The organism is Methylobacterium ajmalii, from assembly GCF_016613415.1.
Lineage (GTDB): Bacteria > Pseudomonadota > Alphaproteobacteria > Rhizobiales > Beijerinckiaceae > Methylobacterium > Methylobacterium ajmalii.
This window is the reverse complement of record NZ_JACWCT010000190.1, coordinates 1-12,090: the sequence shown is the minus strand read 5'-3', so window position 1 is coordinate 12,090 and position 12,090 is coordinate 1. Positions and strand designations below refer to the sequence as shown.

Sequence of the window (12,090 nt, the reverse complement as noted above, 5' to 3'; positions counted from 1 at the left end):
CGATCCCGTGGCGGCCTGAGCACCAAGATCCACCTGGCCGTGCGCGGTCTGGGCTGTCCGGTTCGGTTTGTCATCACGGCGGGCCAGAAGGGCGATGCGCCCCAGGCCGAGGCGCTGCTGGCGGATCTCCCTGCTGCGGTTGTCCTGGCTGATGCGGCCTACGACAGTGATCAGCTGCGCGAGGCCATTGCTGGCAACGGCGCGACGGCCGTGATCCCGAACAATCCCTCGCGATCCAAGAAGTATGAGCTCGACACAGCCCTCTATAAGGAGCGTCACCTAATCGAGTGCTGTTTTGCCAAGCTCAAACAGTTTCGGCGCGTCGCGACACGCTACGAGAAGACAGCCCGCAACTACGCCGCCATGGTCACCATCGCGGCTATTGTCATGTGGCTGCGGTAACTGTCCACACCGCCTAGGGCGTCTCTGCAAAGAGGTTCACATGGGCGTGGGCAGCGCCCATGTGGGCGGGATGCGACGCTTTGGACCACCTAGCACTATAGTTGCAAGCCGCTTCCCAGCCGGCGCCGAGCGACCTCGGCTTACGTTGGCTGGATCTGCCGATGTCGGGTCAAATCGGCGCCTGCAACTGTAGTGCTAGCCCACCGCCGGACGGCCGGGCCGAGCGCACCGCACCCTGGAAATGAACGGACGGCATCCTGATATCCTCCGAGAGGCAGGAGACCCCTTCCGTGACGATTGGCATTGTCAGGGCCATTGAACGTGTTGAGAAGCACGTTCGAGACTTCCGAAATTTTGCCCGCCGAAAGATGAATGAAGACAAGCACGGAGTTCCGTACCATGATGCTCCGGACGTGTATGATGTATGGCTCAAAGACGCCGATCTCGACTCGATCGAGATCGCTATAAAGCATTATATCACCCGGCGGGCAGGAGATCCTCCCCCGGCCGGGTTATGGGAGCCGCTCTGGACATACGTAAACAATAATAAACGACCTAATGCGGAGTACTGGGAAGGGTTTTTTGATAAATCCAACCTCATGCTTATGTGGCTTGCCCGGTCGAAGAACATCGTAGAAGGGTTGAGTGATCCCGACGCTAAAGCCGCCACCAGTCATCACTACAATGGAGATGTCCACATGGGCGACGTCATCACCAATTTCGGCAGCGGGAACATCATCAGCAAGTCTGTTGTGATGGACTCCCTCAAAACCATTACCGAACGCGGCGAGACAGATGCTGCGCGGATCATCGCTGAGGTTGGCCGCATTGTGAACGGCAGCAACAACCAAGCTGCCGGCCTGCTGTATAACGCCCTTGTCGAAAACGTCGCAAAAACTAACCCCGACAAACCGGCCACAAAGAGTTACTGGGATACGCTTGTGAAAGCTGTACCCGGCCTCGTGTCCCTATCCGCTGAATTCTCCAAGATATTCATCGATGGGGCCGGTGTCTGATCAGCATGCCTCAGTGGCCGTCACCCGAAGGGCCGAAACCGCGGATCGGGTCCGGGGAGCCGCCAAAGGCGGCGAGTGGGACGCGACCCCGCAGGGGGACACCCATGCGGCACGAGCAGATCGCGCTGGAGGCGCTGATGGACAAGAGCGCGGCCGCCCACCCCCTGCGTCCCCGCAGGATGGCGGAAAACCGAGGCTACTCCAGTCCACCCGCCCGCCGCCGCCTGAAACAGCGGCGGGTCGAGCCGGTCATCTCGACCCGCAAGGATCAGCCGCGTCAGCCTGACTTCGACAAGGCCGCGTACCGGGATCGCAACAAGGTCGAGCGGCTGAATCGCCACACGCTACGAGAAGCGTGCCGCCAACTACCTCGCCATAGTCACCCTCGGCATGATCATGCTTTGGCTCTCATGAGTTTGCAGACACGCCCTAGCGTGATCGCGGGCTTTGGCGGCCCGGAGCGGCCTTCGTCGTTCGCGTGCGGCGACTTGCTTGCTAGAATGGCGACCATTGATGAGGATGCCATGCCGGCCACCGTCGAAATTCCGTCCGAACAGGTCGAGGCCCTCGACCGGATCGCCGCTCGCGAGCACATGTCGCGCGAGGCTCTCGTGCAGTCTTTGATCGCCGAGTTCGTGTCCAGGCACGGGAGCGCATCCGATCTCGATCGCTTCTTCGGGAGCTGGGGAGATCGTCCGATCGACGGCCTCGAACTCCAGAGCCGGTTGCGCGCGGAGTGGTGAAGCCGCTCTACGACACCACCATCCTGATCGATTTCCTGGTCGGTCGTGAGCAGGCGCGGGCCGAGTTCTCCCGACATTCGGAGCGCGCGATCAGCGTGATGACCTGGATGGAGGTCACGATCGGCGCGGGCCCACAGGACGACGTCGCTACGCGGCTGTTCCACCAAAGCTTTGCCGTCATCGCGATCGACGAGGCGATCCGCGAGCAGGCGGTGCAGATGCGCCGGGCGCGCAAGATCAAGCTGCCAGACGCAATCATCCTGGCTTCGGCACAGGCTCATGGCCTGACGCTGGTGACGCGCAACACGCGGGACTTCTCGGAAGGCGATCCGAACGTGCATGTTCCCTACACGATCTGACCGCCTGGACGACGCCGCCGGCCGGGCCGCCCGGTGAAAGGTCGATCCGGGACCCCTAATCACACACCGCCGAGCCCCGGGGATCCATCGGCACCCTCACGCCCCCGGATCGTTCTCCAGCAGGATCGGCTGTCCGTGCGGTGTCGCCGCCGCGGCGCGGGCGAAGGCGTCTCGGCGCGCCTCCAGGGCCGACGCGTCGGTGAGGCCGCGCTCGGCGAGGAGCGTCTCGATCGTCTCCAGCCACAGGGCGTAATCCGCCGTGCGGTGGCCCGACCGGCCGAGGGCCTCGGCCCATTCCGTCCAGGTGAACAGCCCGGCATCGTGCAGCGACACGACGAGCGCGAAGGTCTGCGCCTCCCAGGGGGCGGAAAAGACCGGGGCGTCCGGCGGGCGGCTCATGAAGCTGTCCTGCGCGCCGGTTCGAGGTAGCTCTCGAAGGCGGCGACCGAGACGGTGAGACCGGGATCCGCGTCCTCGCCCCACAATTCGATGGCGGCGAACCGTACGGTGTAGAGCCATTGCGGCGCCTCGCCCGCGAAGGCGGCGTTCGAATCCGGGAAGACGAAGCCGCCATGGACCCGCTCGACCGTGCAGGTGCGGCCGCGGACGTAGCGGGGCAGGCGGGTGTGCCCCGCCGGGTGGATCATCTTGGCGCGCACCTCGTCGCCGGGGGCGAAGCGGGCGGGGGTCGCCACCGGGCGGTCGCTCGGGAAGCCGCGGGCGAAGAGCGGTCCCACCTCCTCGGCCTTCAGCACCCGGGCCACGGGGGCGGGCGGCGCCAGCGCCGCGCCGGCGGCCAGCTCGCCGGCTTCCACGAGGCCGTGCTGCTGCACTTGGCGTTCCAGCGCCCGGAACCAGATCCGGTAGTAGCTCGAGGTCAGGTACTCGCCCGGCGGCAGCGATTCGCGGGCGGCGCGGCTGGCATCGAGGTTCCAGGTGCCGGTGAGGCCCATCGCCATCGCCATGGCGAAGACCCGCTTCTCCCACGGCGCGTGGAACCAGGGCTCGTCCGCCTCCAAGCCGAGCGGGCCGAAGCCCTGCATCCCGCCGAGATCCTGTCCGCCGTTCATGCGCGCACCACCTGGTCGGGGCTCAAGGGCAGTCCGGTGCCGATCATCGCGTCGCGGGTGACGAGGTCGGCGAGCGCCGCCTCGTCGAGGTGGTCGGTGCCGGGGGGGCGCATCGGCAGCACCATGTAGCGGAGTTCGGCGGTCGAATCCCACACCCGGATCCGGGTCTCGGGCGGCAGCGCCGTGCCGAACTCGGCCAGCACCCCGCGCGGGTCGATCACCGCGCGGGAGCGGTAGGGCGGCGACTTGTACCAGACCGGGGGCAGGCCGAGCACCGGCCAGGGATAGCAGGAGCAGAGCGTGCAGACGACGACGTTGTGCTCGTCGGCCGTGTTCTCGACCACGACCATGTGCTCGCCGCCGCGCCCGCCGACGTCGAGCTCGCGCATCGCCGCGCTGCCGTCCTCCAAGAGCCGCGCCTTGAAGGCGGGATCGACCCAGGCCCGCGCCACCGCCCGGGCGCCGTTATGCGGCCCGACCTTGGTCTCGTAGGTCTCGATCAGGGTGTCGAGGGTGGCCGGGTCGACGTAGCCCTTCTCGACCAGGATCGATTCGAGGGCCCGCACCCGCAGCTCCATCGGCGACAGCTCGCTGCCATGCGGGTGGTCGTGGTCATGATCGTGGTGGTCGTGACCGTGGTGATCGTGGTCTTGCGCCATGCGGGCCCTCCGGGTGGCGGAAGGATACGCCCCTGGCTCTCACACCGCCACCGCCACGGACGCAAGGCCGTCACGGACGCAAGGCCGTCACGGACGCAAGGCCGTCACGGACGCAAGGCCGTCACGGACGCACGCCCGGGCTCTCGACGGGCAGCGGCGCGGCGCGCTCGGCCAGGTAGAGCGCGAGCGCCACGGCCTCCGCCGAGCCCGGGGTGAACGGCTCGGCCCGCATGCCGGTGAGGCAGTTGCGCAGGCGCCGCTCCAGCGAGCCGAGGTCCTGCCATTCGAGCCGGTAGAGCGGGTAGCCGGTCGGATGTCCCTGCGGGATCGTCGCGGCGCCGAGGCGTCGGCCCCATTGCCGGTCGTGGCAGGCCGCGCAGGAGAAGCCGAGCTGGCCCATCGGCGTCGCGAACAAGCGCCGGCCCTCGGCCCGGGCGGGCGCGAGGCGAGGATCGTCCGGGGGCGAGAGGGGCAGGCCGCGCGAGAGGTTCGCCAGGTAGGCCGTGAGCGCCAGGAGGTCGTGGCCCTCCCGCGGCAGCGCCGTCGCCCCCTGGTGGCGGGTGCGGCACAGGTCGATCCGGCCCTCGAGATCGACCGGCCGCCCCGTCGCCTCGTCGAAGGCCGGGTAGCGGGCGGCGACGCCGCGCATCGCCGATTCCGCATGGCAGCCGGCGCAGGGCAGCGATCCGGGTGAGGGCGCGCGGGCGAAGAGGTCGGCCCCGTCGCGAACCCAGAGCATGCCCGGATTGGCGCTGTCGTCGGCCTGCATCGCCCGGGTCTCGGGTGCCATCTGGTCGAAGCCGGAGCGGTGTGCCTCGGGCGGGATGGCGGGGGGCGGGGTACCCTGCGCCGCCGCCGCGCCGAGGAGCAGGCCCGCGAGGGCGCCGAGGACGCGGGAGACCGATGCGCGCATGCCGACGAGGCTCCTCCCTGCCCGGCGCGCCGCCGGACGGCTCAGATCGGCCGCACCTCGCCGGGGCGCAGCTTGAGGCGCGCGGCGAGGCGGTCGGACAGGGTGCCGCTCAGCTCCACCGAGGCCTCCGGTGCCACCGCCTGCACGGCCGCGACGGCGGCCAGGGGATCGGTCGCCATGGCGACGAACACCCGCAAGGCCGGGGCGCTGGCCCCGTCATCGGCGGCCGAGACGGCGACGGTAAAGGCGGTATGCTTCGGCTTCTTCGGGGGCATGGCCCGGTATCGCATGGGGCCGCGCCCCTGTCTCCGCTGAAGCCGGCACAGGAGATACGCGTTTCGCCGCGGCAGGACCCCGATGATCCGCGCCTCGCTGACCTGTGACTTGCGCCGCCGGCCGTTCGCCCCGATGTCCGCTGGCAGATACCGCACCGCGACCCGGCCGCCGGCGCGGCCTGAGGAACTGGATCATGCACATCAAGGTCAAGCGCGCCTGGGAGATGCCCGAGCGCCTCGCCACCCCCGAATCGGTCTTCCTCGACCGGCGGGCGCTGCTCGGCGGCGGCCTCGGCCTCGCCGCGGCCTCGCTGGCCGGCGGGCCGGCGCTCGCGGCCCTGCCGGGGGAGGGGACGGGCGCGGTCAAGACCACCGGCCTCTACCCGGCCAAGCAGAACCCGGCCTACACCCTCGACCGTCCGCTGACGGCCGAGCGCTACAGTGCCGACTACAACAACTTCTACGAGTACGGCACCAACAAGACCGTGACCCCGGGCTCGAACGCCCTGAAGGTCGAGCCCTGGACGATCAAGATCGACGGGCTGGTCGAGAAGCCGTTCGAGATCGGCTTCGAGGACCTGGTGCGCAAGATGGCGCTGGAGGAGCGGCTCTACCGCCACCGCTGCGTCGAGGCGTGGTCGATGGCGGTGCCGTGGACCGGCTTTCCGCTCTCCGCCCTGGTGGCGCTCGCCAAGCCCAAGGGCGACGCGAAGTACATCCAGATGCAGACCTTCATGGACAAGGCGATGGCGCCGGGCCAGCGGGCGTTCTTCTATCCCTGGCCCTACACCGAGGGCCTGACGATGGCCGAGGCCGCCAACGACCTGGCCTTCATGGTCACCGGCGTCTACGGCAAGCCGCTGCTCAACCAGTTCGGCGCGCCGTTGCGGCTGGCCGTGCCGTGGAAGTACGGCTTCAAGTCGGTGAAGTCGATCAACCGCATCACCTTCACGGCCGAGCGGCCCAAGACCTTCTGGGAGGGGCTGCAGGCCTCGGAATACGGCTTCTGGGCCAACGTGAACCCGGCGGTGCCGCATCCGCGCTGGAGCCAGGCGAGCGAGCGGGTGCTGGGCACCGACGAGCGGGTGCCGACGCTGATCTACAACGGCTACGGCGCGCAGGTCGCCGACCTCTACAAGGGGCTCGAGAAGGAGCGCCTGTTCGTCTGACGAAAGCGGCCGGCGCATCCGCGATGCGCCGGCCTCGTCCTCGGCCGATCCGCTCCCGGCCGGGGGCGGCTCACGCCGTCCCGTCGCCCTGCAGGTAGCCGGACTTGCGGCTGTCGGGCATCTGCAGCGAGACCAGGAACGCCACGGCGCACATCGCCGTCACGTACCAGAAGAAGGTGGTCTCGTAGCCGGCCTCCTTGAAGGTCAGCGCCACGAACTCGGCCGAGCCGCCGAAGATCGCGTTGGCGATGGCGTAGGACAGGCCGACGCCGAGCGCCCGCACCTCGGCCGGGAACATCTCGGCTTTCACGAGCCCGCTGATCGAGGTGTAGAACGAGACGCACATCAGGGCCGCGGTGATCAGCGCATAGGCCAGGATCGGGTTCTGCGCGTCGCGGATCGCGTGCAGCAGCGGCACGGTGAGCAGCGTGGTGAGCCCGCCGAACAGCAGCATCGCGGTCTTGCGGCCGAACTTGTCGGCGAACATGCCGAAGAACGGCTGCGCCACCATGTAGGTGAACAACACCGCCGTCATCACCAGGTTGGCGGTCTTCTTGTCCATGTGGGTCGTGTTCACCAGGTACTTCTGCATGTACGTGGTGAAGGTATAGAAGATCAGCGAGCCGCCGGCGGTGTAGCCGAGCACGGTGAGGAAGGCGCGGCGATGGTTGCGCCAGATCGACGCCATGCTGCCGGCCTCGCGCGAGGTACGGGTCTCGGCGGTCGAGGTCTCGTGCAGCGAGCGCCGCAGGTAGAGGGCGACCACGGCGGCCGCGGCGCCGATGAAGAACGGGATGCGCCAGCCCCAGGCGGTCATCGCCTTGTCGTCGAGGGTGAGGGTCACCAGCACCACGACCAGCGAGGCCAGGAGCTGGCCGCCGATCAGCGTGACGTACTGGAACGAGCCGTAGAAGCCGCGCTTCCCCTTCAGTGCCACCTCGCTCATGTAGGTCGCCGAGGTGCCGTACTCGCCCCCGACCGACAGCCCCTGCGCCATGCGGGCGAAGAGCAGCAAGATCGGCGCGAAGATCCCGATCTGGGCGTAGGTCGGCAGGATCGCGATGACGAGCGAGCCGGCGCACATCATCACCACGGAGATCAGCATCGAGGTCTTGCGGCCGTAGCGGTCGGCGACGCGGCCGAACAGCCAGCCGCCGATCGGCCGCATCAGGAAGCCGATGGCGAACACCGCCGCGGTGTTGATCAGCTGCACCGTCGGGTCGGAGCCGGGGAAGAACACGTCCTTGAAGTAGATCGCCGTGAAGGCGTAGGCGTAGAAATCGTACCACTCGACGAGGTTGCCCGACGACGAGCCGATGATCGCCTTGATGCGGGCCTTGTTGTCGTAGGCGGCGATGGTCGGGTTCGGCGAGGCGAGGCCGTCGGCGGATTGCCGGCTCTGGACGCTGGATGTCATCGCGGGTTCGGTCTCCTCCCGGAGGTGGGATTCTGGCGGCGCGACGGGGCCGCGGGCCCGCGCGTCGTGCAACGCACTAGGAGAATGCAGGCCCGGGGTACAGCCCCCGCAGCGCACCGATCCGGTGTTTTCGACATCTCCGCTCAAGATGCCCCAAGGATAGGGTGGCCTGACGCTGTTGTCTTCGGACGTCGCCGGCGCCGGATCGGGGCGGGAGAAGTTGCCGGAAACCGATCGGAATCACGCGGATGGGTTTTTGCGGCGCAACATGCTTGCAAAATCGCTCACGGGCTTCCTGCGCAGCTTGCGCGGGCGGCCGGTCCCGCCGTCCCGGTCTCGCCGGCGACGCGCTCGGCCTGGGCCGCCACCACGGCGTCGAGATGCGGCGTCAGGAGCGCCTGCGGCGGCGGGATCTCGTCGCCGATCTGCACCCAGCGGGCCCCGGTCCATTCCTGCACCGTGGCCGGACGATGGCCGCTGTGGTCGGCGCAGGTGAGACGCAGCCGCCGGGCGAAGCCGACGAGGCCGAGCTCCTTCCAGCGCACCGGGTCGAGGTCGATCGCCTCTAGGCCGCGGCGCATCTCGGGGCCGTCGATCCGCGCGCGGCCGGCGAGGCGCTGGGCGTTGCGGATGCCCTCGGCCAGGATCACCCCGGCATAGACGCCGCGGTTGTAGAGCGGGCCGGAATTCTCCTCCTTGGGCGTGCGCGACAGGCCGGCATCGACCACCAGGAGGTCGATCTGGTCGAAGGCCGGAAAGCTGTCGCCGGGCGCGTGCCAGTTCACGACGCGCAGGCCCTTGGCGGTGAGGTCGCGGGCGCCGGAGGCCGGCCGCAGCAGGTCGTCCTCGCCGGTCCAGCCGACCGTCACGACCCGGTTGAGGGGAAAGCCCGCCGCCGCCGCGTCGCGGAGCGGCGTGCCGGAGAGGCCCGCGGTGGCGTCGAGGATCACGTAGTCGGGGTCCGCCGCCCGGGCGGCGCGCCAGGGATCGCTACCCCCCGTGTCGGGTGCGTCGGGCAGCGCGTAGGCGCGGAAGGCGAGACCGGCCTCCGCGGCGAGCGCCCGCATCACCGGCACCGGCTCGCGCCCGGCCGGGCTGTCGCGGTGCAGGTAGGCGAGGCTGCGCCCCTGCGGGCTGCCCTCGCTGCCGTCCTGGGAGAGGTGGGCCAGCGCCGCGCCGAGGCCGTCCCACACCGTGGCGGGCGGCGCGAAGGCCCAGGGGAACACGTCGCCGCGCGCCATCGCGGCCGGGCCGTAACCTGCGGCGACGAGGGGCATCCGGTCCCCGGCGAGGCGCGGCAGCAGCGCCAGGGCCGCGTCGGCGCTGGCGGGCACCAGGGCGATGCTGCCCCGCGCGGTCGCGGCTTCGTAGCAGGCGAGCGCCCGGGCCGGCTCGCCCCCGGTCTCGCATTCCTCGACCGCGAGCGGGACGCCGCCGACCCCGCCGTCGCGCCGCCCGAGCATCGTGAGATAGTCGGCGAGACCGTTGGCGAGCGGCGTGCCCGCGGCCGCCGCCGGGCCGGTGCGCTCGGTCAGCACGGTCAGCGGCAGGCCCTCGGCGGCGACGGCCGGGCCCGGCAGGGCGGCCAGCACGGCGAGGAGGAGGGCGACGGGGCGGGGCGGCATGGCCGGGTCCTGGAATCGGGTCGGATCTGACCCTACGCCCGGGGCCGGCCCGGCGATAGACCACCTGCGGGCCCCCCGCCCGCGGGCGGTCTCAGGCCTCCAGCACGCGGCCTGCCGGAAACAGCACCTCGACGAGGGTGCCCTCGCCCTTGCGGCTGGTCAGGCGCAGCGTGGCGCGGTTGGCCTCGACCAGGGCCTTGGTGAGCGGCAGGCCGAGGCCGGTGCCGCCGCCGCGGCGGGTCTGCGCGGTGGCGACCTGGCGGAACGGCTGGAGCGCCACCTCGACCTCTTCCGGGTTCATGCCGATGCCGGTGTCGCGCACCCTGAGCGCCACGCCGCCCCGGTCGGTCGTCGCCGTCGAGACGATCACCTGGCCGCCCGCATCGGTGAACTTGATCGCGTTCGAGATCACGTTGAGCACCGCCTGGCGCAAGGAACGCTGGTCGGCCAGCACCGCCGGCAGGCCGGCGGCGAAGCTCGTGCGCATCACCACCCGCTGCCGGGCGGCCTGGGGCTGCATCAGGGCGACCGACGCGGCCACGAGGTCGTTGAGGGGAAGCCCCGCGAAGGCGAGGTCGAGGTGGCCGGCCTCGATCTTGGCGAGGTCGAGGAGGTCGTTGACCAGGCTGACGACGTGCTCGCCCGAGGAGCGGATGTCGCGCAGGTAGTCGCGGTAGCGCTCGTTGCCGACGGGGCCGAACTGCTCCTCGAGCATCACCTCGGCGAAGCCGATGATGGCGTTGAGCGGCGTGCGCACCTCGTGGCTGATGGTGGCGAGGAAATCGGATTTCTGGGCACTGGCGCGCTCGGCCTCGCGCCGGGCCCGAACCAGCTCGGCCTCGGTGCGCCGGAACGCCGAGACGTCGCGCAGCACGGCCGCGACGCGGCGCTGGGTTCCGGTCGCCACCGGGGCCAGGGTGAGGAGGACGGGCAGCGGGCCGTCGGGCCCGCGCGCCAGCACCTCCTCGCCGGTGGTGGCGGTCTGGCCGGCGCTCGCCCGCAGCAGGGCGGCCTGGGCCGCCGGCCGGCTCTCGGGCGCGAACAGGCCGAGCAGCGGCTCGCCCGCGACCTCGCATGGGTCGGCGGCGAGGAGATCCCGCGCGCCCCGGTTCATCCCGACGACGCGGCCCTCGTCGTCGAGCACCACCACGCCGTCGGTGACCGCGTCGAGGACCGCGGTGGTCTCGCGTAGATGCGCGTCGCGGTGGGCGAGGTGGGCTTCGGCCGCCGCGAGGGACTGGGTCGGATCCGCGTCGGGCAGGCGCCGGACGGTCAAGACGCTGGCGGGCGCCCCGTCCCACTCCACCACCGCGACGCTGACGCCGACCGGCACGCTGCCGCCGGCCCGGGTCGCCAGCACGATGGGCGCACCCTCGCCGGAGCCGGCCGCCGCCGCCGGATCGCGGCCGCGGAAGATCGCCCCGGGGCCGCCGGCCGCCGCCAGGGCCTCGAGCGTGTCGTAATCCGCGAGCCCCAGGAGGTGGCGGTTGGCGAGCAGCACCTCGTCGCCGCGATGGACCAGAATCCCGACCGGCAGCCGCTCGACGAGGCGGGCCAGCGCCATCTCCGTGCCGCGCTCTGGCAGGCGAGCGAGGGCCTGCGCGCCGCGGAACGGCGTCACCGCGCCCCGGCCCGGCGAACCCTGCGGCGGCGCTCCGCCGCCGAGGCCGCCCGGTTCGCCACCGAAGCGGGCACCGAGCGCCCGGGCGATCTCGCGGAATGCCGCGTGCTCGTTGAGGGTGAGGGCGGCGGCGTGCGGCGCCTCCTCGTCCGAGGGGGATTCGTCCTGAGCCGCCCGGCCTGTCGGGGATTCCGGATCCCCGGTCGCCGGGGCCGGCGTCTCGGAGAGATCCGGTGCGGATGTCTGCGCGGTCGAGGCCTCGTCGCCGGACGTCCCGTCGGCAGGGGGCTGGACGGCCTCGGCCTCGGAGATGGCCTGCGCGGCGGGAAATTCAGGCTCCATCGACTCGGGGGGGAGTGCCTCCGGGGCGAGCGCCTGTGTCGAGTCGGCCGCCGCCGGGTCCGCCGCCTCGGCGGCATCCGGCAAGGTGTCCGGCAGAGCGTCCGATTCGGCCGCCTCAGCGGTGGGCGTGTCCTCGCGGAGCGTCGCCTGGTCCGTCGCGCCCGCGCCGGACGCCTCCGGCGCCGTCGGGGCGGCATTCGTCTCGCCGGAGGGCGGCGCCGGAGCGACCGGTTCGCTGGCCGGCACCGGCTTGGCAGCCGGCACCGGGGCGGCACCCGCCGCCCGGACGGACGGCTTGCCGGCGAAGCCCCAGCTCATCCCGAGCTGGGCGAACGGCACCGCCATCAGGCCGGCGAACTCCGCCATGGTCGCCCCGGCGATCGAGGCGAGGTCGGGCGTCTCGGCGGTGGCGCCGGGCGCGGCATCGGCAGGCGGGACCGGGCGGGGCCGGGCGGGGCCGGGGAGCGGCGCGTCCGCGC

The 12,090-nt window shown here is 70.9% G+C and carries 13 protein-coding genes and 1 pseudogene; 6 read left to right on the top strand and 8 right to left on the bottom strand.

The window, feature by feature from the left end:
- From HPY23_RS32500 to HPY23_RS32480, 5 genes and pseudogenes are all read left to right on the top strand, one after another.
- Nucleotides 1–402 (top strand): IS5 family transposase (locus HPY23_RS32500; RefSeq protein ID WP_200649735.1); only part of this gene is annotated, 402 nt, incomplete at its 5' end.
- A gap of 290 nt (nucleotides 403–692) precedes the next feature.
- On the top strand, nucleotides 693–1,418 hold the full coding sequence (locus HPY23_RS32495; RefSeq protein ID WP_139234910.1) for a hypothetical protein: 726 nt from the start codon (nucleotides 693–695) through the stop codon (nucleotides 1,416–1,418).
- Between the two features lie 107 nt (nucleotides 1,419–1,525).
- Nucleotides 1,526–1,832, top strand: a pseudogene (locus HPY23_RS32490) (transposase family protein); the annotation flags it as partial.
- Between the two features lie 20 nt (nucleotides 1,833–1,852).
- Nucleotides 1,853–2,161 (top strand): ribbon-helix-helix protein, CopG family, encoded by a 309-nt coding sequence (locus tag HPY23_RS32485; RefSeq protein ID WP_236012861.1) that lies wholly within the window; start codon nucleotides 1,853–1,855, stop codon nucleotides 2,159–2,161.
- Complete coding sequence (locus tag HPY23_RS32480; RefSeq protein WP_244537514.1) at nucleotides 2,158–2,520, top strand: type II toxin-antitoxin system VapC family toxin; 363 nt, start codon at nucleotides 2,158–2,160, stop codon at nucleotides 2,518–2,520. Before HPY23_RS32485 ends, HPY23_RS32480 begins: the two co-directional genes overlap by 4 nt.
- A 96-nt stretch (nucleotides 2,521–2,616) precedes the next feature.
- On the opposite strand, the gene HPY23_RS32475 is transcribed toward HPY23_RS32480, so the two are convergent.
- From HPY23_RS32475 to HPY23_RS32455, 5 genes are all read right to left on the bottom strand, one after another.
- Entirely contained in the window at nucleotides 2,617–2,919 is a 303-nt protein-coding gene (locus HPY23_RS32475; RefSeq protein WP_091884210.1) for a nitrile hydratase accessory protein, read from the bottom strand.
- Nucleotides 2,916–3,590: a nitrile hydratase subunit beta gene (nthB, locus tag HPY23_RS32470; protein WP_091884208.1), complete on the bottom strand. Its 675-nt coding sequence runs from the start codon at nucleotides 3,588–3,590 to the stop codon at nucleotides 2,916–2,918. The genes HPY23_RS32475 and nthB overlap by 4 nt, the downstream gene beginning before the upstream one ends.
- A complete protein-coding gene (gene nthA / locus HPY23_RS32465) occupies nucleotides 3,587–4,249 on the bottom strand; it encodes a nitrile hydratase subunit alpha (RefSeq protein WP_091884205.1) in 663 nt (220 codons plus the stop codon). The genes nthB and nthA overlap by 4 nt, the downstream gene beginning before the upstream one ends.
- A gap of 121 nt (nucleotides 4,250–4,370) precedes the next feature.
- Nucleotides 4,371–5,162, bottom strand: coding sequence for a sulfur oxidation c-type cytochrome SoxA (soxA, locus tag HPY23_RS32460; protein WP_200601982.1), 792 nt, complete (start codon nucleotides 5,160–5,162; stop codon nucleotides 4,371–4,373).
- A 41-nt stretch (nucleotides 5,163–5,203) separates the two neighbouring features.
- The gene (locus HPY23_RS32455; RefSeq protein WP_060848146.1) at nucleotides 5,204–5,437 is read right to left on the bottom strand and encodes a hypothetical protein; all 234 of its coding nucleotides are present in this window, start codon (nucleotides 5,435–5,437) and stop codon (nucleotides 5,204–5,206) included.
- Between the two features lie 194 nt (nucleotides 5,438–5,631).
- On the opposite strand from HPY23_RS32455, the gene msrP reads away from it, so the two are divergent.
- On the top strand, nucleotides 5,632–6,606 hold the full coding sequence (msrP, locus tag HPY23_RS32450) for a protein-methionine-sulfoxide reductase catalytic subunit MsrP (RefSeq protein WP_091884199.1): 975 nt from the start codon (nucleotides 5,632–5,634) through the stop codon (nucleotides 6,604–6,606).
- A gap of 70 nt (nucleotides 6,607–6,676) precedes the next feature.
- Here msrP and HPY23_RS32445 read toward each other — a convergent pair whose 3' ends face one another.
- The 3 genes from HPY23_RS32445 to HPY23_RS32435 all read right to left on the bottom strand — a co-directional run.
- Nucleotides 6,677–8,023, bottom strand: coding sequence for an MFS family transporter (locus HPY23_RS32445; protein ID WP_060848144.1), 1,347 nt, complete (start codon nucleotides 8,021–8,023; stop codon nucleotides 6,677–6,679).
- Nucleotides 8,024–8,307: 284 nt separating this feature from the next.
- Nucleotides 8,308–9,648 (bottom strand): ABC transporter substrate-binding protein, encoded by a 1,341-nt coding sequence (locus HPY23_RS32440; protein WP_091884196.1) that lies wholly within the window; start codon nucleotides 9,646–9,648, stop codon nucleotides 8,308–8,310.
- Nucleotides 9,649–9,739: 91 nt separating this feature from the next.
- Nucleotides 9,740–12,090, bottom strand: a 2,351-nt coding sequence (locus HPY23_RS32435) for a sensor histidine kinase (RefSeq protein ID WP_200601981.1), incomplete at its 5' end; no start/stop codon positions are given.